The organism is Billgrantia aerodenitrificans (assembly GCF_021404405.1).
GTDB classification, from domain to species: Bacteria; Pseudomonadota; Gammaproteobacteria; order Pseudomonadales; family Halomonadaceae; genus Halomonas; species Halomonas aerodenitrificans.
The window spans coordinates 302,326-322,798 of record NZ_JABFTV010000001.1 but is presented as its reverse complement, the minus strand read 5'-3'; the positions used below and the strand labels follow the sequence as shown (position 1 = coordinate 322,798).

General features: G+C 63.1%; 24 protein-coding genes. 13 read left to right on the top strand and 11 right to left on the bottom strand.

Annotated elements, in window-relative coordinates; translation table 11 throughout:
* Positions 1 to 117 precede the first annotated feature (117 nt).
* On the top strand, positions 118 to 630 hold the full coding sequence (soxR, locus tag HOP59_RS01545) for a redox-sensitive transcriptional activator SoxR (RefSeq protein ID WP_234252543.1): 513 nt from the start codon (positions 118 to 120) through the stop codon (positions 628 to 630).
* A 74-nt stretch (positions 631 to 704) separates the two neighbouring features.
* Positions 705 to 1,328, top strand: coding sequence for a glutathione S-transferase family protein (locus HOP59_RS01540; protein ID WP_234252542.1), 624 nt, complete (start codon positions 705 to 707; stop codon positions 1,326 to 1,328).
* Between the two features lie 52 nt (positions 1,329 to 1,380).
* Here HOP59_RS01540 and HOP59_RS01535 read toward each other — a convergent pair whose 3' ends face one another.
* On the bottom strand, positions 1,381 to 1,602 hold the full coding sequence (locus HOP59_RS01535; protein ID WP_234252541.1) for a hypothetical protein: 222 nt from the start codon (positions 1,600 to 1,602) through the stop codon (positions 1,381 to 1,383).
* Positions 1,603 to 1,705: 103 nt separating this feature from the next.
* Positions 1,706 to 2,896: a M24 family metallopeptidase gene (locus HOP59_RS01530; protein ID WP_234252540.1), complete on the bottom strand. Its 1,191-nt coding sequence runs from the start codon at positions 2,894 to 2,896 to the stop codon at positions 1,706 to 1,708.
* A 144-nt stretch (positions 2,897 to 3,040) separates the two neighbouring features.
* Between HOP59_RS01530 and HOP59_RS01525 the strand changes: the two genes are divergently transcribed.
* Entirely contained in the window at positions 3,041 to 3,763 is a 723-nt protein-coding gene (locus HOP59_RS01525; RefSeq protein ID WP_234252539.1) for a YebC/PmpR family DNA-binding transcriptional regulator, read from the top strand.
* An 87-nt stretch (positions 3,764 to 3,850) separates the two neighbouring features.
* Here HOP59_RS01525 and HOP59_RS01520 read toward each other — a convergent pair whose 3' ends face one another.
* From HOP59_RS01520 to HOP59_RS01490, 7 genes are all read right to left on the bottom strand, one after another.
* Positions 3,851 to 4,936 carry a DUF3618 domain-containing protein gene (locus tag HOP59_RS01520; protein ID WP_234252538.1) on the bottom strand — a complete coding sequence of 362 codons (1,086 nt, stop codon included), beginning with the start codon at positions 4,934 to 4,936 and terminating at the stop codon, positions 3,851 to 3,853.
* Positions 4,933 to 5,388 carry a phage holin family protein gene (locus HOP59_RS01515; RefSeq protein WP_267965816.1) on the bottom strand — a complete coding sequence of 152 codons (456 nt, stop codon included), beginning with the start codon at positions 5,386 to 5,388 and terminating at the stop codon, positions 4,933 to 4,935. Before HOP59_RS01515 ends, HOP59_RS01520 begins: the two co-directional genes overlap by 4 nt.
* A gap of 51 nt (positions 5,389 to 5,439) precedes the next feature.
* On the bottom strand, positions 5,440 to 5,913 hold the full coding sequence (locus HOP59_RS01510; RefSeq protein WP_234252536.1) for a hypothetical protein: 474 nt from the start codon (positions 5,911 to 5,913) through the stop codon (positions 5,440 to 5,442).
* Positions 5,914 to 6,206: 293 nt separating this feature from the next.
* Entirely contained in the window at positions 6,207 to 7,040 is an 834-nt protein-coding gene (locus HOP59_RS01505) for an alpha/beta hydrolase (RefSeq protein WP_234252535.1), read from the bottom strand.
* 8 nt (positions 7,041 to 7,048) lie between these two features.
* Positions 7,049 to 7,795: a creatininase family protein gene (locus HOP59_RS01500; RefSeq protein WP_234252534.1), complete on the bottom strand. Its 747-nt coding sequence runs from the start codon at positions 7,793 to 7,795 to the stop codon at positions 7,049 to 7,051.
* A gap of 16 nt (positions 7,796 to 7,811) precedes the next feature.
* Positions 7,812 to 8,009, bottom strand: a complete 198-nt coding sequence (locus HOP59_RS01495) for a tautomerase family protein (RefSeq protein WP_234252533.1) — start codon at positions 8,007 to 8,009, stop codon at positions 7,812 to 7,814.
* 110 nt (positions 8,010 to 8,119) lie between these two features.
* Positions 8,120 to 9,427, bottom strand: a complete 1,308-nt coding sequence (locus tag HOP59_RS01490; RefSeq protein ID WP_234252532.1) for a putative bifunctional diguanylate cyclase/phosphodiesterase — start codon at positions 9,425 to 9,427, stop codon at positions 8,120 to 8,122.
* A 378-nt stretch (positions 9,428 to 9,805) separates the two neighbouring features.
* Between HOP59_RS01490 and HOP59_RS01485 the strand changes: the two genes are divergently transcribed.
* The 3 genes from HOP59_RS01485 to HOP59_RS01475 all read left to right on the top strand — a co-directional run bounded on the left by HOP59_RS01485 (position 9,806) and on the right by HOP59_RS01475 (position 11,973).
* Positions 9,806 to 9,994 carry a DUF3008 family protein gene (locus HOP59_RS01485; protein WP_234252531.1) on the top strand — a complete coding sequence of 63 codons (189 nt, stop codon included), beginning with the start codon at positions 9,806 to 9,808 and terminating at the stop codon, positions 9,992 to 9,994.
* A 75-nt stretch (positions 9,995 to 10,069) separates the two neighbouring features.
* A complete protein-coding gene (locus tag HOP59_RS01480) occupies positions 10,070 to 11,533 on the top strand; it encodes a dihydrolipoyl dehydrogenase (protein WP_234252530.1) in 1,464 nt (487 codons plus the stop codon).
* A gap of 98 nt (positions 11,534 to 11,631) precedes the next feature.
* Positions 11,632 to 11,973 carry a hypothetical protein gene (locus tag HOP59_RS01475; protein ID WP_234252529.1) on the top strand — a complete coding sequence of 114 codons (342 nt, stop codon included), beginning with the start codon at positions 11,632 to 11,634 and terminating at the stop codon, positions 11,971 to 11,973.
* A gap of 10 nt (positions 11,974 to 11,983) precedes the next feature.
* Here the strand turns inward: HOP59_RS01475 and HOP59_RS01470 are convergent, their stop codons facing one another.
* Positions 11,984 to 15,283, bottom strand: a complete 3,300-nt coding sequence (locus HOP59_RS01470) for an AsmA family protein (protein ID WP_234252528.1) — start codon at positions 15,281 to 15,283, stop codon at positions 11,984 to 11,986.
* 233 nt (positions 15,284 to 15,516) lie between these two features.
* Here HOP59_RS01470 and HOP59_RS01465 point away from each other — a divergent pair, with 233 nt between their 5' ends.
* From HOP59_RS01465 to HOP59_RS01450, 4 genes are all read left to right on the top strand, one after another.
* Complete coding sequence (locus tag HOP59_RS01465; RefSeq protein WP_010629926.1) at positions 15,517 to 15,831, top strand: hypothetical protein; 315 nt, start codon at positions 15,517 to 15,519, stop codon at positions 15,829 to 15,831.
* A gap of 323 nt (positions 15,832 to 16,154) precedes the next feature.
* Positions 16,155 to 16,466, top strand: coding sequence for a hypothetical protein (locus HOP59_RS01460; RefSeq protein WP_234252527.1), 312 nt, complete (start codon positions 16,155 to 16,157; stop codon positions 16,464 to 16,466).
* A 171-nt stretch (positions 16,467 to 16,637) separates the two neighbouring features.
* On the top strand, positions 16,638 to 16,802 hold the full coding sequence (locus tag HOP59_RS01455) for a hypothetical protein (protein ID WP_234252526.1): 165 nt from the start codon (positions 16,638 to 16,640) through the stop codon (positions 16,800 to 16,802).
* A gap of 55 nt (positions 16,803 to 16,857) precedes the next feature.
* The gene (locus HOP59_RS01450; protein WP_234252525.1) at positions 16,858 to 17,157 is read left to right on the top strand and encodes a HAMP domain-containing protein; all 300 of its coding nucleotides are present in this window, start codon (positions 16,858 to 16,860) and stop codon (positions 17,155 to 17,157) included.
* A 149-nt stretch (positions 17,158 to 17,306) separates the two neighbouring features.
* Here the strand turns inward: HOP59_RS01450 and HOP59_RS01440 are convergent, their stop codons facing one another.
* Entirely contained in the window at positions 17,307 to 17,558 is a 252-nt protein-coding gene (locus HOP59_RS01440; RefSeq protein ID WP_234252524.1) for a hypothetical protein, read from the bottom strand.
* On the opposite strand from HOP59_RS01440, the gene HOP59_RS01435 reads away from it, so the two are divergent.
* The 3 genes from HOP59_RS01435 (at position 17,541) to HOP59_RS01425 (ending at position 20,448) form a co-directional block, all read left to right on the top strand.
* The gene (locus tag HOP59_RS01435) at positions 17,541 to 18,353 is read left to right on the top strand and encodes an AraC family transcriptional regulator (RefSeq protein ID WP_234252523.1); all 813 of its coding nucleotides are present in this window, start codon (positions 17,541 to 17,543) and stop codon (positions 18,351 to 18,353) included. The two genes, HOP59_RS01440 and HOP59_RS01435, sit on opposite strands and share 18 nt — an antisense overlap.
* A 74-nt stretch (positions 18,354 to 18,427) precedes the next feature.
* On the top strand, positions 18,428 to 19,036 hold the full coding sequence (locus HOP59_RS01430; RefSeq protein WP_234252522.1) for a LysE family translocator: 609 nt from the start codon (positions 18,428 to 18,430) through the stop codon (positions 19,034 to 19,036).
* Between the two features lie 86 nt (positions 19,037 to 19,122).
* Positions 19,123 to 20,448 (top strand): glycerophosphodiester phosphodiesterase family protein, encoded by a 1,326-nt coding sequence (locus tag HOP59_RS01425; RefSeq protein ID WP_234252521.1) that lies wholly within the window; start codon positions 19,123 to 19,125, stop codon positions 20,446 to 20,448.
* Positions 20,449 to 20,473 lie beyond the last annotated feature (25 nt).

Here is a 20,473-nt window from a genome sequence, read left to right as displayed (position 1 = left end):
AGGAAGCGAAAACCATACGAGCATCGCGGAAGAATGCACAATCAAACTTCCTGATCATTTATATCAATGAAGCTGATAAATTATTTTAAAAGAAATAACTGACGAGGCACTGCGACGATGAGCGACTCCACCCCCTGCGATGTTTCGAGCACACCCCGAAAGACCTCGGGCAAACGAAAGGGTCCCGCGCTGCTGCATCGCGAACTCAGCGTCGGAGAGGTCGCCCAGCGCAGCGGGCTGGCCGTTTCCGCCATTCATTTCTACGAAGCCAAGGGGTTGATCAGAAGCCGACGCAACGCAGGCAACCAGCGACGCTTCTCGCGCGACGTATTGCGCCGCGTGGCAATCATCAAGGTCGCTCAGCGCACCGGCATCACCCTGGGCGAGATTCGCGCCGCCTTCGAGGCACTGCCGGAATCCCGCGCGCCGACCGCCGCCGACTGGCAAAAGCTATCGGCGAGCTGGCGCCAGGCGCTCGACGACAGGATCGTGCGGCTCACCCAACTGCGCGACCAGCTCGACCACTGCATTGGCTGCGGCTGCCTGTCGATGGATGAGTGTCCGCTGCGCAATCCCGAAGACGAACTGGCCGAGGAGGGTGCCGGGCCGCGCCTGCTCGATCCCGTCTAAGCTTGCGTTTAACCGTCCGCTTACATTAACTCGGCTAACTGCTATCTTGGGGAGAGCCCAAGGAGAGCGCTGCCATGTCGGATACCCTCATCCTCTACACCAATCCCGTATCGCGGGGGCGCATTGCCCGCTGGATGCTGGAGGAGATCGGTGCGCCTTATCGTACGGAAATCGTCGAATTCGGTCCCGCCATGAAGTCGCCCGCTTTTCTGGCCATCAATCCCATGGGCAAGGTCCCGGCCATACGTCACGGCGAAACGGTCGTGACCGAGTGCGCCGCCATCTGCGCCTACCTGGCCGATGCTTTCCCGGAAGCGGGCCTGGCGCCGCCGCTGGCCGAACGCGGCCCCTACTACCGCTGGCTGTTCTTTGCCGCCGGGCCGCTAGAGGCCGCCATGACGGATCGCGACCTGGGCATGGAACCCAATATCGAGCAGCAGGGCCGGGTCGGTTACGGCAGTATCGAAGCCGTGCTGGACACGCTGGAGATCGCCGTCAGTGAGCACGAGTACATTGCCGGCCCCCAATTCACCGCCGCAGACGTCTACCTCGGCGCGCATATCGGCTGGGGGCTGAAATACGGCGGCCTGGGTCCCTGCCCTGCCTTTGCCGACTACTGGGCGCGGGTCAGCTGCCGCCCTGCGTATCGCCGGGCCAGCGAGCTGGATGACCAGGCCAAGGACCAAGCCCACCGCTGAGAATCAGCTCGCCGAGAGTCGCCTGGCCGGCCCGGCGCATCCAGCTCAGTGCTCAATGGGCTTCGTAGGGGCGAGCCCAGAGGTCGTCCGGCTGATGGCGGCTGAGAATCTTTTCCGCTTCGGGCTTGGAGTCGTCCGGCACGATGACCTTGATCTGGCTGGCCTCCTTGTCGAAATAGAGCTTTTCCCGCGGGAAGCCCTCCGCAATCAACTCGTCGTAGGCATTCGCTGCCTTCATCAGGTCCTGATAGGTCGCCGTTACGGTCTGAGTCATGGCGTCCTCCTTCGCTCGGTTGAGGCATTCATCGGCGAAACACCAAACGACTGGCTCGCCGTGTGCCTCCTTGAGTATAGCGCTCGTCCAGCGCCTCTCCCGTTCAGAGCACACCGCTCTCGAGCTGCCAGTCGTTGTCGGTCAGGGGCTCGGCCCCCTGCGACGTGACGCGTACGGTGTCGCTGAGGCCGATGCCCCACTGGCCGGGTATGCGCAGGCACAGCGGCAGATGGAACACCATGTCGGCCTCGAACTCGCGCTGCTGGCCGAGCGCGATATAGCCGCTACCCTCCACCCAGCTAGGTGGAAACTGCGCCCCCACGGCGTAACCGAAGACTCCCGAGAAGAAGACCCGCTCGGCGTGAGGCGCAAGCACCTCTGCGGCGGCCCGCGCGGCATCGTCGAACGTACTGCCGGGGCGCATCTTCCCCCTTAGCGCCTCGAACAGGTCACGACAGATCTCTGCCGTCATTAGCATCTCCTGGCTGGGCGTGCCCGCGACGAGTGTCTTCATCATCGGTGCGGTATAGCGCCGGTAAGCGGCGCCGAACTCCATGAAGACCGGCTCGCCGGGGGCGATACGATGGCGCTGATGGTTCAGGTGAATCACGCTGCTGCGAGGCCCGACGGTGACGATGGGCTGCATACTCATGAACTCGCTGCCGCCGGCTAGCATGGCGCGTGCGCCCTCGGCCGCCACATCGCCATCCAGCATGCCGATGGCGGCGACCCGGGCAGCCGCCTTCAGCCCCAGCGAGGTGATACGGGCGCTTTCGCGCAGGCAGCCGAGCTCCGCTTCGCTCTTGACGATACGAATGCGGTCGAGCAGCTCACCGCCGTTATCGCGGAAACGCTCGGCGCCCAGCCGCGCCAGGAGTTCACGCAGCACGCCGTGCCGCAGCCCTGCCCCGTACAGGTCCAGGCCGATGGCGCGAAACGGCGCCAGGGTGTCGACCAGCGGTTCGATCACCTCCCCGATACCCTCCCAGCGGTAACCCAGCAGTTCGTCGACCCGCGCAGTGACGACCGCCGGCCCGGTCTCGATGGAAGGCACCTGCAGCGACAGCCGCTCGGGCGAGCAGACGAGGCAGGCGTGCACCGATACCTCGAAGGTGTTGTAGCCGGTCAGGTAGTAGATATCGGACGGGTCCGTCAGCAGCAGCGCATCCAGGCCGGCCTCGCCCATGGCGCTGCGTACACGGGTCTGCCGGGACTCGAACTCGCTGTCGGCAAAGGCCAGTTCGCTGGCCTCGCGCTGTGCGGCCAGGGCATGACGGTACTGCAGGTGGTCCATGAGAGCGCCTCCGCCAAGGGTGCAATGTCGACAGTGTAGACATGATTCGCATCACACCCGAGCCACGAAGGCCAAATAGGGCTGTTCCCTGCCGGGCCGGTTTCGTAAAATCCAGCCTCGTACCCGATTCGACAGGATAACGCTATGGGCAGGGCCTTTCAGAACCGCAAGGAATCCATGGCCAAGACGGCCGCCGCCAAGACCAAGGTGTACAGCAAGTACGGACGCGAGATCTATGTCTGCGCCAAGCAGGGCGGCACCGACCCCAACGGCAACCTGACGCTGCGCGGCCTGATGGAGCGCGCCAAGAAAGATCAGGTCCCCAGCCACGTGATCGAGAAGGCGCTGGACAAAGCCAGCGGCGTGGGCGGCGAAGATTACTCGCCGGCACGCTACGAGGGCTTCGGCCCGGGCAACTGCATGGTCATCGTCGACTGCCTGACCGACAACCCCAACCGCACCTTCGGCGACGTACGCGCCTGCTTCAACAAGGCCAAGAGCAAGCTCGGTACGCCGGGCAGCGTCAGCCACATGTTCGACCACTGCGCCATCCTCGCCTACCCCGGCGACGACGAAGAAGCGGCGCTAGAGGCCCTCATGGAAGCCGATGTCGACGTCACCGACATCGAGAATGAGGAAGGCCACATCACCGTCTTCGCCCCGCATACCGAGTACGCCAAGGCCAAGCAGGCGCTGATCGATGCCTTCGGTGAGCTGGATTTCGAGACCGACGAGATCCAGTTCGTGCCGCAGACCACCACCACCCTCTCAGGTGACGACGTGGCCATGTTCGAGAAGCTGGTCGACGCCCTCAACGACCTGGACGACGTGCAGAACGTCTTCCACAACGCCGAGATCGACGCCTGAGCGGAAAAAAGCCGCGCTACCCCCACCGGGGGTGGCGCGGCAAGGCACTGTCTGCCTGACTGCTGTGCTGCCTTAACTGGTGGAGCTTCAGCTCCCTTTGGCGGGAGGAGTATTTCCGCCCTTCTTCGTTGCCTCGCCCTGTTGGGTATCGGTGCCACCCTTGGCCGATGAACCCGCCTTGGAGAAACGCTCTTCGCTGGAAGGATTCTCCACGTAGCTGGCTGCGTTCGAGGAGTAGCTGGCTGCGTTCGAGGAGTGGCTTGCCTGGCTCTGGGACGCATCCTGCGCGCGCTCGCGAATCTCTTCCTTCACCCGGTCCACGCCTTCGTGCAGCTTCTCCTGGGCCCGCTCGGCCTGCTCATGACCGGCCTCTTCGGCACGCTGCACCGCCCGGTCGCGCAGCTCGCCCAGATGGCGGTTCTCGACCCGTGTCGGCGCGAACAGACTGCCCAGCACCGCACCGACGGCCACCCCCAGTGCCCCCGCCACCAGCGGATGCTCCTGCACGAAGTGGATGGTCTGGCTGCCGGCCTCGCGCGCACGGTACGAGGCGGCGTCCATGGCGGCGTGGCGCTGCTCGTCGAGATGAGCGGCACGTTCACGCATCTGGTCGTTCATATGATGCATACGCTCCTTGACCCGGCCGCCGGCGTGCTCAGCCCGCTCACGCATGCTCTCGGCCATATGCTGTGCCTTGCGTGTCATACCGCTGCCGTTGTCATGGGCCTCGGTGCCGTGCTGAGGCGTAGCTCCTAGCGCCGCCGGATCGTGCCCCAGGGTGGTGGTACCGGCCCCGCTGACGGTTTCGCGACCGTCGTATGACGCCATCGAGGTGCCAGGCATCGAGGCACTGGGCAAGGTGGCGCCCGGGTAGCCGCCCTGCCGCGGTAATGCCTCGTGGTGATGCGCGTGTGCCTTGCGCTGGGCCAGCACCAGCCAGCCAAGGCCTATACCGGTCACCATCACCGGTAGAGGGGTTTCCTTGAGGCGGTGCACAAGGCTGGTGATGATCCGCTCGGCTCCGCCACGACGGAGATAATCGTAGGTCATGTTCATAAGCTGCTCGGGAGAAAGTCTCGCTTCGAGTTGATGAAGGGTCTCATCCAGACGCGCCCGCGCCTGGTGGATCTCGCTCTCGATCTCGTCGGCACGGCGCCGACCGTCCTGGCTCATTTCAGCTCCTCCTTGACCGTCTCCTCGTGCTGCTGAGCCAGCGCCTTGTCGCGCCGCAGGCTGGCCAGCGTGCGGGTCGGCATCAGGCTTTCTCGCTGGAGCTTCTTGCGCCCCGCCTGCAGCATGATGAGCCCGATCACCACCACGACCCCTCCCACGATGAGCGCAGAGAGCCACGGGGTGGTTTCAGGGGGGAGCACGGTATTGAGCCCGAACACCGCGGCGGCCAGCAGCACCAGAAAGCCGCATAGCAGTACCGCCCCGGCAATGGCCATGGATGCGATGGCACCCATGACCTGATGGGTCTTCTCGCTCATCTCCACCTTGGCCAGCTCGGATTCCTTGCGCACGAGCGCAGACACTTCCCGTGCCAGGCTGGAGAAGAGAACGCCGATCGAGGATTCCTCCGTCCGTACCCTGTTTTTTGCATCAATGGGGTTTTCCGCATCCATGAGGTGTCGCCTCCCTTGTTCACTCGGCTGAAGTGAGGGCTGTCCCGAGGGCTAGTGGCTGCGCATGTCGTCTTGGCTGGAGCTACGCAGAAAGCGGGAAAGCATGAAGCCGGCCGCAACCGCACCACCCAGGAACAGGGCGGGATGCTGGCGGCCGTAATCCCGGGTCTGCTCCAGCAGGGTCGTCAGATCGCGCTCGCGCAGGTTGCGGGTAAAGGCGTCGGAGCGCTTGGCCAGCTCACTGACACAACCCGAGAAATAGGGTTGCTTCTGGCGCTCGAACTCGTCGGCCATCTTGTGCAGTACCGTCGTGAATCTCTCCGCCTGATCGACCGCTGCAGCTTTCTGGCGATCAAGCAGACTCTCCGCCTGCTGCTGGGCTGCGTCGCGCAGCTCATCGCCTACTTCCGCTGCCTGCTGACGAATCTCCTCACGGTCAATGCCCGGCTGACCGCTTCCGTTGCCCGCGCTTGCCTCCGAGCTTGCGCGGCCGTCCGAACTCGCACGGTTATGAGTATCGCTCATTCGCCACCTCCCTGTTTCGTCAGATATGTCCAGCCCGCGAATCGGGCTTTGAGTCAACATTCCGGTGCAGACTCATTGCTAGCCTGACACTCGAAAAATAGTACCCGTGGAAAGCCTGTCAATTCGTACCGCCGAGCATAGTAAAAAGCCACTTACCCGCTGCAACCCCACGACAAAAAGCGTTACTTTTCATGACGCTGCCTTAATGTCGCCACAGCCACACAGGGACTCCCATCCCGCTGTTTTCATTCCCTTTAAGTCGGAGGGTGCGCTCCTGACGTCAGAGTGGCGAGTCAGCGTGAAAGGCCAGCATGACGCTGGAGGAAAGCGTCGATACCTGTGGAATAATCCGGCTCACTGTCGATAAAACCGGTATTGTGGCCGCCGCGAATGGTGAGCAGTTCCTTGGGCTCATTGGCCGCCCGGTATACCGCTTCGCCTTCGGAGAAGGGGATGATTTCGTCGTCGCGGCTGTGGATGACCAACAGCGGCGACTCGATACGGGTGACATAACGCGCGGTGGGATAATCCAGCGTTGCCAGCCAGCGCACCGGCAGGAAGGGATAGAGCTGTTGGCCCAGTGCCGGCACCGAGCGAAACGGCGATTCGAGGATCACCGCTGCCGGCTGCTCCTGTGGCGTCAGCGAGGCGGCCAGCTCGGCCGCTACCGCCGCTCCCAGCGAGCGGCCGAACAGCACGATCTCGTCGGCGGTTGCCCCCTCCTGCTCGGTCAGCCAGCGCCAACCAGCCCTGGCATCCTGCGCCGTGCCCTCTTCGGATGGGCGTCCTTCGCTGCGGCCATAGCCGCGATAGTCGAGAATCAGCACCGACAGGCCCAGGCGATGGAACTGCTGGATCGAGTCGAGACGATGCGAGATATTGCCGGCGTTGCCGTGGAAGAACAGCAGCTTGCCGCGAGCATCCTCGACGGGTATCCACCAGGCATCCAGCTGCAGGCCATCGGCGGTTTGCAGCTCGACCTGCTCCCACCCCAGCCCGCGTGCGGCCGGCGTGGCGACATGCTCGCGCCCCACGTGAGGCAGGTAGAGCAGGCGCTCCTGAAAGAACCAGGCCAACAGCACCACGAGGCCATAGATGCCGACCAGGGTGGACGCTACGCGCAGCATGTCGACTCTCACTCCCGGCCACTGAACGTCCGGTAAGCCTCCCACACATCGTCCACGCTGGCTTCGAAGAAACGCTTGCCGTGTTCGATGCTGGCCAGGCTCGGGTCCGAGCCCATACGACCGTCGGGAAAGCGACGGCGGAACTCGTCGGCGTCGCACTGGGCGCTGCCGCGAGGGGCGATACGTGGCGACATCTCGACCTGCTTCACAGCCTCGGGGCGGGCGAACCAGGAGAGCGCGACCTCCGAGGCGGTGGCATGAGTGCCCTCCGCATCACTATAGAGCGCCTCGGCCAACTCCCGCACTCGCGGCCCGGCAAACCAGTTGTTGGTGGTGAGATGCAGCTCGCTGCCTGGTGCCTGCTGCAGGCTCCGCTCGGCATAGACCTCGGCAAAGGCCGCACTCATGGTGGCGATGTTGCCACCGTGGCCATTGAGGAAGAAGACATGAGTGAATCCATGGCGCGATAAGGACAGCACGGTGTCGCGCAGCACGGCGATCAGCGTGCTGGGACGCAGGCTGATAGTGCCTGGAAAGGCCAGGTGATGCTGGGCCATGCCCAGATTCTGGGTCGGTGCGACTAGCACGCCGTGACGCTTGCCGACCTCCCAGGCGACGGTTTCCGGGCAGATGGCATCGGTCCCCACCAGGCCGTTGGGGCCATGCTGTTCGGTGGAGCCGATCGGCACGATGATGCCGGTTTCGCGTGCCAGGTAGGCCTCGACCTCCTGCCAGGTAGCGTGCTGAAGTCGCATGTATGCCTCCTTGGCCTCAGCCTTGTCCCTGTTGTCGATCGCTGCCCATCTTGCCCGCCTTGGCCCAGTTCTCGCCATCCACTTCGTTGTAGAAGACCTGAACGCTCTCCTCCGCAACGCCATAGACTTCGACGAACGCCTGGGTGATGCGCTGGGCCAGTTCGCGTTTCTGGGACAGGTCGCGGGGAAATTGCTGAATGGTGACGATGGGCATGGCGGCTCCTTTCAAGGTTTGGCTCGGGAAACGAGATGTCATCGTCGGTCGAAAGCGGCTTTACCGCAACTCGCCTTTGCCTCGCCGCTGCCCGGCTAGCCCCAGGACGCTTACGCCATCGGGTCGCTGTATTCCATGCGTGACCACAGACTTCCCTGCAGCAGGTCGCAGCCCTGCTCGCGCAGGAAATCCACCTGCTGGCGCGAGCTGACCCCGCTCGCCGCCACACGAATCCCCAGCTCGTGGGCCATCCCGATGACCGAGCGAATGATCGCCTGATGGCGCGGATTGTCGAGGCAATCGTTGATGAACAGTGAATCTAGTTTGAGCGTATCGAGGGGAAACAGGCCGAGATGACCGAGAATGGAATGACCGCTGCCGAAGCCGTCGATGGCAAGGCGGACGCCCATGGTCTGAAGCTTTCCGAGCACCCTGCTGGCGTGGTGGGGGTCGCGCATCAAACCGCCCTCGGTCAGCTCGATCTCGAGCAGCCCTGGGGGCAGGCAGCTCTCGGCCAAAGCCTGTTCGACACGCTCGATCAGCCCTTCGTCCGTCATGCCTTCGGCCGGCACGCCAACCAATACCCGGAGGCCAGAGCCGGCTTCGTACCAGGAGCGGGCATGCAGGCAGGCGTGCTTCAGCACCCAATGACAGATGTCGGTCAGTTGGCCATTGTCGCGGGCTGCCGGTGTCCATTTGGACAGCTCCAACACGCCGAAGCGCGGTGAATTCCATCGCGGCTGGGCCGAGATCGCCACGACCTGGCCGCTACGCGCACAGATCAAGGGTCGGTAGACCAACGCCATTTCTCCCCGCTCCAGGGCATGGCGAAGGTCACAGCGCAGTTGTACACGGTCAGTGTCGTCTTCGAGCAGACTCGGCGAGAAGACACAGTACTGCGAAGCGCCCCGGGTCTGCGCCTTGCGCCTGGCCAGGTTGGCGTGGCGCATCAGCTCGGTGACGGTAACGCCGTGGTCGGGATAGAGGGCAAGGCCGATGCAACAGCTCGAGAAAAGCACCTGGCCGAAAACCTCGAGCGGCCGGCGGATATGTTCCAGCAGCCTCTCCACCAGCGGTATCACGTCATCAAGACTCGCGATCCCCGGCAGCTCGATCATCAGCTCATCGCTGTCCATCCGGCTCACGCTGCCGCGGCTGTCGACGGTCTCGACGATGCGCTGCGCCATGAGTCGCAGGCAGGCATCGCCCACGGGACGCCCCAGCGAGTGGTTGATCTCCTTCAGGTGATCGACATCGACATGCAATACGGCTACGCAGGCTTCCCTTTCGGCGGCCTGAACCAGCGCAGCGGCGAGTTGGCGCTCGGCGCAGCGGCGAGTGACCAGACCGGTGACGTCGTCGTGGCAAACCTGACTGGCCGCTCCCTGGGATCGGCCATGAAAAACGAGCTGGCGCATGCAACTCCTTCCTTGCAGCATACGACGGGGCTACCCGTCACGTTTCCAACGGTGGTCCCTTACTACCGACTTCACTCACGCCAGGTCGCTATCTTATTCTTCTTGAGGGTTCAGATATCATGCCCGCCACGACCAGTCAAAGGAGTTTTGCAACTTCAAGTATCCATATTTTAGTTATTAACGGAGTTAATCAGTGGCTGAGAGCTGAGCCAAGACAATTATCCGAATTAGCGAACGCCGTATTCGAATACTGACGGCAGAAACATGTAACAGGTTGAAACGGAAGGATTCTCAAACACCGACTAAATTCTGTGATAAGCGCGCCATTGGATCGGGCCGCTTGAATTGACGTTACGGTCGACGAAAAGGAGCAAGCCCATGCCAGCCAAATCAAAGGCGCAGCAGATGGCTGCCGGTGCTGCACTTGCCGCCAAGCGCGGAGAGAAAAAGGTGAGTGAACTCGAAGGCGCATCGAAGCAGATGTACGAGTCCATGGACGAGGCGGAACTCGAGAAAATGGCTTCAACCAGTCAGAAGAACAAGCCCAGCCATAACCGCAAGTCCTGAGTACTTACCTGCATTGACCCATACCGGCACGCAGCGACTAGGCTCTTTAGAAAGCCACTGCCAGGGAGAAAGGTCATGCAGGAACGCAACGTCGAGATCGCCATCATCGGGGCCGGCACCGCTGGCCTGAGCGCGTGGCAAGCGGCCCGGCAGTATCACGACGAGGTGGTGCTGATCGAAGGCGGTGAGCCCGGCACCACCTGTGCCCGAGTGGGCTGCATGCCTTCGAAGCTGCTCATCGCGGCGGCGGAGAGCGCGCATCAAGCTGGGAATGCAGCCGGCTTCGGCATCCGGGTAGGCAACGTCGACATCGACGACCGAGCCGTCATGGCACGAGTCAGAGAGGAGCGCGATGCCTTCGTCGACAGCGTGCTCGATTCCATGCGTCGGATCGAACCCGCCAACCTGCTCGTGGGGAACGCCCGCTTCGAGGATGCCAACACGCTGCGTGTGGGCAATGACCTGCGCGTGCGGGCACGCACCATCGTCATCGCGACCGGCTCGCGCCCCCATGCCCCTGGCGTCTTCGAACCAGCCGGCGACCGCCTGATCGATAGCGATGCAGTATTCGAATGGCAAACGCTGCCCGAGTCGCTCGCCGTGTTCGGCGCCGGCATCGTCGGCCTGGAGCTGGGTCAGGCGCTGAGCCGCCTGGGCGTGCGCCTGCGCCTGTTCGGCAAGAGCGGCTCACTCGGACCGTTCCAGGATCCGGTAATCCGCGACTACGCCGAGCGAATCTTCAATCAGGAGTTCTATCTCGATCCGGCAGCCGACGTCGACACCATCGAGCGCGACGGTGAGCAGGTGGTAGTTACCTTTCGCGAGCGCGGCAGCGACCGACACCTGACCGAACGCTTCGACTATCTGCTGGCAGCCACCGGGCGACGCCCCAACCTCGACAACCTGGCGCTGGAAAACGCCGGTCTGGCGTTGAACGGCGAAGGCGTGCCCCTCTACAACCGCTTCACCATGCAGTGCCAGCGCGCCGACGGCGAGGCCAGCCATGTGTTCATTGCCGGCGACGCCAGCCAGGAACTGCCACTGCTGCACGAGGCCAATCAGCAGGGGCGCATTGCCGGCCACAATGCCGGACGTTATCCCGAGCGTCGCGCAGGCCGGCGCAGCACTGCACTGTCGATCGCCTTCACCGATCCCCAGATGGCCACGGTGGGCCTGAGTCGCGACGAGGCGCGGCAGCGCTTCGGCTGTGACGGCATCGCCGAGGGCGGCGCCTCCTTCGAGGACCAGGGGCGAGCCGTGGTGATGCGCCAGAACCGCGGCATGATGTGCCTGTACGCCGAGCACGGCTCGGGGCAGTTCCTCGGCGCCGAGCTGTTCGGCCCACGCGTGGAACATCTCGCCCATCTGCTTGCCTGGGCGCTGGAGCAGAAGATGGGGGTAGAGCGCATGCTCGAAATGCCCTATTACCATCCGGTGCTGGAGGAGGGACTGCGCAGCGCGCTACGTGATCTCAACAGAGCGCTGTTGCAGGGGCCGGAGATGGGGGAGCGGTGTCTGGAGTATGGACCAGGCGGCTAACAAATGGCTGCACGGGCGAGTTCGTCGGCACGACATGTCATATCCGCAAGTCCGGGTTATGCTGATAAAAGAACTGGGTTACGACGCAGGAGAGCCCAATGGCCGACATCGCACCACGCCTGACCGCCTTGAAGAGAGGCATCGAACGCTTGGCCGAGCTGGCCGCTCCCGCGCAGGCGGAAGAGGCTCAGCGCCTGGCGCAAACCCTGTACGCGGAGCTGGACGGCTTGCGCGATGCAGGCGCTCCGTCAGCGGAACAGGCGCCGGATGACCTGCCCCGCCGCCTGCGGTACGAGGAGATCCGCTGCCCGGTCTGCTCGCTGCGCTCCTTTACCTACCAGAAAGGCACGCTGCGCCGCTCGGCGGATACTCGAAGCGGCTTCGAAGCGCTCTTCCACTGCCTCAGCTGCGGTCACGAGGCATGGCACGAGGCGCAGTGAAGCACCGGCTTCACTCCTGGAACTCCGCCAGCGCCCGTTCACAGCCCATCCCGACCTGCTCGCCACCGCCGAGGTCGACCCATGGCAGGATCGCCAGGGGCGGCGCGACGATGGCGCCCAGCAGCGAGAGCGCACCACGGGCAATCAGCTCCTGGGTGATCACGTTCACTTCGGGGTCGCGCAACGATCCCTGCAGCTCTACCGGTGAGTTTCCGGTGAACAGAGTCGGGTCAATGTTGTGCCCCTGAAAGGCCAGATCCATGCGCTCCGTCTCCAGGTTGATGGCGCCCGCCCCCTCGAAGTGAGCGATCTCGGTGGCCATGAAGAATTCGTCCAGGTCGGCCAGGCCGTGCTCGGCGACGAAGCGCACGTAGGTGCATTCGAGCTGCACCTGACCTTCACCCGTCAGCGCCGCCACCAGCGCGTTGGCCACGTTGAGCGGCAGCAGCTCGGCGGCAATGATGTCGAGCCAGCCCTGGGCCATGGCCAGCTCGAGTTCGCCGTCGAGCCCGGCCATGGCCTCATGCATGGAGCGCCCGCGGTAGCGGAAGTCGCCCCGTCCGCCGATCACGCCCAGGGTGTCGCGGGCCACCTCGGGCAGGCCCGCCTCGTCCAGCAGGACACTGAGGTTGACCCCATCCATCGCCAGCTGCAGATTCCCCTCGATGGCGGCCTGGCGCGCATCCATCACCCAGGATGCTCTGACCTGCCCGCCACCGAGGCCGACTTGCAGCGGCTCCACCGTCATCACGCCCTGCTCCAGCTCCAGGGATAGCGCCAGCTGCTCGAACGGTATGTGCTCCGCCTGAACGTCGACCGCTTCGTAGGCGAGCACGATATCGGTGTTGCGCAGCGCTTCGAGATCCCATTCGCGGTCGGGAAACACCATCTCGGCGCGCTCTTCTTGTGCCGCCCACTGTTCCTGCTCGGGTGAGGCGGTTTCCCCCGGCCCCGTTTCCGGCGAGATACCCAGCATCGGCAGCAGATCGTCCGCCTCCAGCCGCTGGGAAACCAGCGAGGCCCACAGTTGAGGGCGCTCACCGAAGCGCAGGCGTACGTCACCGCTCACGTCGCTGTTGCCGAAGCCGCCCTCGAGCCCATCGATATTGAGCAGATCGTCCTGATAACGCACGTAGCCGGACACCCGATAAGGCGGCAGCTCCGGCAGGTTGATCCCCGTGAGGTCGGTGAGCTCTGCCGGGGTTGGCCCCTCCAGCCGGGCACTGCCCTCGACCGACTCCAGTGCGAAGGGCTGCACCGCACTGCCATCGATCCATAGCCGGGTGTCGCCGCTGGCCAGCTCACCGGAGACGGGATAAGGCGTACCGGGGTCGGTGAGATCCAGCAGCGGCCCGATCAGCAGATCGAAGGCGAACGGCTCCTCTTCGTAGCTGCCTTCGCCGACCAGATGCACCCGATGCCCCTCGCCCCCTTCCGTGCGGGTATCGGCGCGGAATGAGAGCACCAGCCCCCAATGCGGAGCGTGGTAATCCAGCGCGGTGTTCTCGAGCAGCAGCCCGCCATCGACGATTCGGGTGTTGAGATCACCCTCGAGCATGCCCACCTCGCCGATACCGAACGGCGCAAGCGCCGCGGTCAGATCGATTTGCTCCAACTGAGCCTTTAGATCCGCGACCAGACGCTGCTCCTCGACCTCGAGCCAACCCTGCACGTTGAGCGAGCGCGGCTGTTCGTCGCCTAGCTGCTGCAGTGCCTGCAGCCGGGTAATGGTAAGCCGCCCGTCTTCCAACGCCGCCTCGGCGGCCAGATCGTGCAGGGTCTGGCCGGCGTAGTGAAGCTGCCCGAGAGCCAGATCGAGTTCGGCGTCGAATTCGTCCAGCCTCGCCAGCGCTCGGGCGAGGCCTTGATCCCACTCTCCCTCTGCTGGCGGCCCCTCTGCTGGCGGCGCAGTCTCTCGAGGCACCTCCTCTGGAGGACGCTGATCGAACAGACCCCAGCGATCCAGATCGAGCGCATCACCTTCCAGCTCGACCATCAGCCATGGTGTCTCGCGCCCCAGGTCGAATGCCAAGCTCCCCACCAGACGACTCTCGGCGATGTTCGCTTCCAGACCTTCGACCCCGCCGCGCAACGCCTCTACGTCGAGATACAGCAGACCCTCGAAGTCCAGCGGGTCCTCCTGCAGCCGGCCTTCGCCACGCATCCTGAGGCGCTGCCCCTCGCCAGGCTCATCGGGCGCCTCGAAGATCGCTTCCAGATCGATCTGCTGAGCCGTGTCCCGGTAATACAGCCGCGCTCGCTCTATCAGCGCGGCCTCGGCATCGTCCTGCGCTTGCACGCGGCCTTGCAGTGCCAGCCGCCGCTCGTTGCCATCATCCAGCGGCTCTCTCGCCTGCAACCGCTCGATGGCGAGCCGACCATCCCGCAACGCAGCCTCGAGGGCGACATCATGAAAAGCCCGTTCGCCGATCTGCAGTCGGCCGATGGTCAAGTCGGCCTCAGCCTCGAAGGTGTGCAGTATCTCCAGTCGCTGGGCAAGCGGGCGGCCCTGCTCTGCCGTTTCACGCTCGAGGGGCGCTGCGCCATCCGTCAATGCCTCGGTCCAGCGGTTCAGATCGAGCTTGTCGGCTTCCAGATCGGCCAGCAGACGCGGCACGTCACGTCCCAGATCCAGCGCCAGGGCGCCGCGCAGACGGCTGTCGCCGAGGCGGCCCTGGAAGGCTTCGAGGCTGCCGCGGCGCTCTTCCAGTTCGAGATGCAGCAAGCCCTGGAAAATGGCCACCTCGCCCTGAACATGGCCTTCACCGCGAACGTCCACGCTCAATTCCTTGAAGCTCTCACCGGGCGTATCGAACGCAACATCGAGAGCGATCCGCTGGCCCTGATCGCGATAGACCAAGCGGCCCTGGTCGATGCTGAACGCCTCGGGCCAGAGCGCGATCTCCTGCTCCTCGGTCGGCTCCTCTTCCATCAGGTCGTCGATGTTGGTGGTGCCGTCTTCGCGACGCAACAGCCGTACCTCGGGCCGCACCACGGCGACGCGCTCCAGTACGATTTCACCGCCCAGCAGGGCACCCACGTCGAGGGTTACCGACAGCTCATCGAGGCTTGCCATTGGGCCCTCGGCCCAAGGCGCATTGGCAACGCGCACGTCATCGAGCCGCAGGGTCAGCGGTAGCCCCCAGTCGATGCCATGGCCACCGATTTCCACATCGCGCCCCAGCTGTTCACTGGCCTGACTCTCCAGCCAGCCACGAAACCAGGCGGATTCGAGATATAGGACTGCCCCTACCAGCACCAGCAGCACAGCCCCCGTCGTGATGACGACACGCCGAGCTAACTTGTTCACGTTTCCATCCATGAAGTGTGAAATTGGCCGATACCTTAACCATGGACAGAGAGAGGCCATTGGTCCAATGCGCATCTCGGCCTGGAATGACACGAGGGCCTTTCCGGCTTACACACTCGCTTACCTGCCCCAATCGCACATAGCTTCTATGCTGAAGGTACGGGCGTCTCGACCGTCACGGACGGAAACAGGGAGAAACAGCGGGATGTTCCCAGCCGGAACGGGAGGTTCTCATGAAAATCTACAAGCCGGAGTGGCACTGCAACTTCACCGTGAACGAAGCGCCTGGCGCGGCCTCGAGCTGGCGCGAGCGGCTCGCCTGGCGTCTACGGCGCTGGGCCGACAGGTTTGACGGCAAGGGCCGTACGGTGACGATCGAATGCCATATCGAACCTGAGGTGACGGCCGAGGAGATCGACACCTGCCTGGTCAAGGGCTTCGAAGTCACACACTCTCTGCTCAATCAGCTGGCCCAGCAGGCAGCCTGCGAGAACATCATGCGCGATGCCAAGGCCGAGCTGTTCGATGGAGCGCGACAGCAACGCTGAGACGCCCAACGCATGATCCGGCCTCGATAGCCAGGAGCGCGGGATCGCTCCTGTCTCTCGTGAGCCCCCACCCCCACCTTGACCAGCCACTTCGAGCGCTCACTCAAGTTTTCACCTGTGCCGCCGATAGCTAATTAGCGTGCCGAGCAGCTGTTTCGCTATGAAGACGGGGTGCGATTCGTATAGCATGCAAGCGTAGCGAATCGGCACAGCTCGTGAAAGACGAGTACAAGTTTGTTATGCTCGTAGCGTAGTTTTGGTCAAAGAAGCGGAGCGAACATCACGATCGATCATTCCTAATCAAGCCAGCACAGGAGGTACTCATGCGAGTCTACAAACCTGAATGGCGGTGCACGTTCAGCGTCAATGAAGGAGCAGAGGAAACAACGGGCTGGCGTGAGCGCCTTGCCTGGCTCATTCGCCACATGGCAGACAAGCTGGATGGTAACGGTAGAACAATCAAGATCGAATATGAAGTCACTCCCGCAGTAAGCCGCGAAGACGTGGATACCTGCCTGGGCAAGGGGTTCGCGGTGACCCAGAGCCTGCTCACTCAGCTCGCCCACCAGGCCGCATGCGAGAACGTCATGCGTGAGGCCAAAGCCGAGCTGTTCGAGGAAAACGTCCAGCGCTGACCCCCGCGAAGCAGCCAACTCACCCCATTCGGCTAGTCCGGATGGGGTGCTTTGCTTTATGGAGTAGCGCTTGTTTTCGGCACGAAACAGATTCGGTTACAATATTAATGCTGCGATGCAGCAAAAAGCATCTATGCTGTGAGGGTGGGAAGCCATAGGGAGGACAGCCTCATGCAGCACACCACCCACTCCCCCGCCACTTACGACGCCGAAGTCCTGCGTGCCTGGGCCGAGCAGGCCATCAATTGGAAACTCGCCTGCGAAGCCATCTCATGCTATTTAGAAGGCCGCCTTTGCGAAGGACCGACGAGTGAGTATGAAAGAGAATCTGACTAAATAATTTCTTAAAAACCGCCCCAATTTCTCATGAGATGCTAAAAACTAGCGTCTCATGTTTTTCTATGCACAAACGCTACTTAGAAAGACTTTTTCCTATATTTTCTTCACACGGATGAGAGCCATCAGCGTCGCTGCCATTCTCGTCGCTCTGCTCTTGGCGGGTGGCTTGGGCTGGTGGATCACGCGCTCGATCGACCGCCCCCTGAAGCGAATGATGGGCTACTTCGCACGCATGGCAGAGGGCAAACTCGACAACGTGATAAGCGTCGACTCACATGACGAAATCGGCCAAACGCTGCAAATGCTGGAAAAGATGCAGAACCAACTCCATCAACTCATCCTTTCGATATAGCTATCGGCTGACAGCATCGCAACGGGGGCAAGCCAGATCGCTGCAGGTAACACCGACCTGTCGCAGCGCACCGAAGAACAGGCCTCCAGCTTACAGGAGACCGCCACCAGCATGGAGCAGGTCGCCAATTCCGTGAAAGACAACACCTCTCACACTGCCAAGGCCAACGAATTGACCCAATCCACCAGCACTGCCGCCACCACGGGCGGCGAAAAGACACGCTTGGCAAGCTGGCCAAGCGCTCCGCCGATGCCGCCAAGGAGATACAGCAACTGATCGGCTTGAATGCTGGTATCGTTCAGGAAGGTAGCCGCTATGTCGATGAAGCCGGCGCGGCAATGCAAGAGATCCTCGAACGGGTACAGAAGGTCTCGGGAGGAAATATGCTCGAAAGGCAACATCACGTGACCGCGTACGTCACGGGGCTTGCCGGGCTAGTAGCCATGAGCCTTGCCTCGTGCCGCGCTTTTCCGCGTCATTCTCATGATCAGTACGGTATCGGGCTCGTGGTTTCCGGTGGCCAGCGCTCCTGGAGCGGTATCGGCCGGGTCGATGCGCTGGCTGGCGACGTCATCACGGTGAATCCGGGCGAAATGCATGACGGCGCGCCCATCGACGGTACATGCCGGGGCTGGTACATGCTCTACTTCGATCCGGCTCTGGTTCACCAAGCGGTGGGTGACACCCTGACAGGTGCCGAGCTGACGCAACCTGCGCTCAATGACCCCCTGCTGCGACGGCTCATGAATGAGCTGTTCGATCAGCTCACAGTCACTCCAGAAGAGACGCTGCCCTTGGAGGAGCAAAGCTGCAAACTGCTTGGCGCCGCCTTTTCCCGCCATGGCTCTCGTACCCTCATCCACGAGTCGCGCATTCCCGGCGCTATCGCCAAGGTGCGTCAGCGCCTCGACGATGCCCCACAGCTGTCTGTCAGTCTTGGTGAACTGGCCGATATGGCAGGCCTGAGCCGTTACCAGTTGCTGCGCAGTTTCTCTCGCGCTCTGGGCATCACCCCGCATGCCTACCTGGTGCAACGCCGCGTGCAGATCGCCAGGCACCTGATTGCTGGCGGCCACTCCCTGAGCCAGGCAGCCCTGGCTGCGGGCTTTGCCGACCAGAGTCACATGAGCCGAGCCTTCAATCGCCAGCTCGGTCTCACCCCGGGCCGTTACCGACGCGCCATGCTGCCATCCTGAGCTGCAATTTCGTTCAAGATTGCCAGGGCCTTTCAGCGTCACGATGATGAGGTTTCGTCATCGGAGCCTGCCCCATGAACCCGGAATTTCTCCTGACCTCGCTCGTCGTCGTCGCCTCTCCCGGCACCGGCGTGCTCTACACTCTCTCCACGGGTCTGACCCACGGCGCACGTGCCGCCACCATCGCCGCCTTCGGCTGTACGCTCGGGATAGTGCCGCATATCGCCGCCGCCATTACGGGGCTGGCCTCGCTGCTGCACACCAGCGCGACAGCCTTCCAAGCGCTCAAGCTACTGGGCATCGCCTACCTGTTATATATCGCCTGGAGCGTACTGAGAGCCAAGGATGCGCCGCTTCCAGCGACAGCTCTGCCCACCTTGCCGGCCAGGAAATTGATCGGCACCGGCGTGCTGCTCAACCTGCTCAATCCCAAGCTCACGCTGTTCTTTCTTGCCTTCCTGCCCCAGTTCGTCGCTGCCGACGAGGCGGCTCTGACCCAGATGCTCGAACTCAGCGTGCTGTTCATGCTGATGACATTTGCCGTCTTTACGCTGTATGGCGCCAGTGCCGCCGCCGCACGCCGGCAGGTCATCGCACGGCCGAGCGTGCTCATCTGGCTACGGCGAGGCTTCGCCGCAGGCTTTCTCGCGCTGGCGGTGCGCCTGGCACTCACCGAGCGCTAGAAGAAGCCGTTGCAGCTGGCTACGCTCAAGTCTGGTCGCGGCAACAGCCGTGGCCCACGCCAACAAGGAAGATAGCGAGATACGTCATGCACAAGACACTCCCCACCCTGGCCTGCCTGGGCCTGCTGGCCGCCGCCCCGGCGTTGGCCCAGAACACTGACGAGAACGTTCCCGCATGGAGCGATGCACTACTGGAAGCCGCCAGTCAGGTGACGCTCGGCCCACGGCCGCTGTTCCTGGTCAACGACATGAGCGAGGAGACCGAACGCGAGCGCGAGCTCAAGGCCGAACTACTGGAGTGCGCCGCACAGCACACCGACTGGCAGCCGGACGACCTGGTCATTTCCCATCGCGGCGCACCGCTGCAGTTTCCCGAGCACACGCTCGAATCCTACCTGGCCGGCGTTCAGGGCGGTGCCGGTATCGTGGAGTGCGACGTGACCTTTACCGGCGACAACGAACTCGTATGCCGCCATGCCCAATGCGACCTGCACTACACCACCAACATCGTCGAGACGAAGCTGGCCGAGAAGTGCAGCGTTCCGCCTGAGATCGACCCCGACAGCGGCGAACTGACCAATGCCGCCGAGATTCGCTGCTGTACCAGCGACATTACCCTGGCCGAGTTCCGCACCCTGCGTGGCACCATGGAAGGCACCATGGAAGGCGCCAATCGGGAAGCGCGCAGTATCGAGGAGTATCTGGCTGGCACGCCCGCCTGGCGTACCGATCTCTACGCCACTCGTGGCACCCTGATGAGCCACGCCGACACCGTCGCGCTGTTCAAGGAACTGGGAGTGAAGATGACCCCGGAACTCAAGGAGCCCGAGGTAGAGATGCCCTTCAACGGCATGAGTCAGGAAGACTACGCCCAGAAGCTGATCGACGAATACAAGACGGCGGACGTACCGCCAAGCGACGTCTTCGCCCAGTCCTTCAATCTGGATGACGTGCTCTACTGGATCGAGCACGAACCCGAGTTCGGCGAGCAGGCGGTCTACCTCGACGGTCGCTATGGCGATGAAGGCTTCGACCATACCGATCCCGAGACCTGGTCGCCGAGCATGGAGGAGCTGGCCGAACGGGGCGTGCGCATTCTGGCGCCGCCGACCTGGATGCTATTGGCGGCCAACCCGGAGTTCACCGAGAACGAGAGCAGAATCGTGCCCTCAACGTATGCCGAGCGAGCCCAGGAGGCGGGGCTGCAGCTGATCACTTGGACGCTGGAACGCTCCGGTCCGCTGGCGGAAGGTGGCCAGTGGTATCACCAGACCACGGAAGAGGTCATCCGGCGCGAAGGCGACAAACTGATTACCCTCGACACCTTGGTGCAGGACGTCGGCATTATCGGCATCTTCACCGACTGGCCCGCTACCGTGAGCTTCTATGCCAATTGCATTCAGCGAGATTGAACGAGTGGAAACGCCGGCGGCAGAG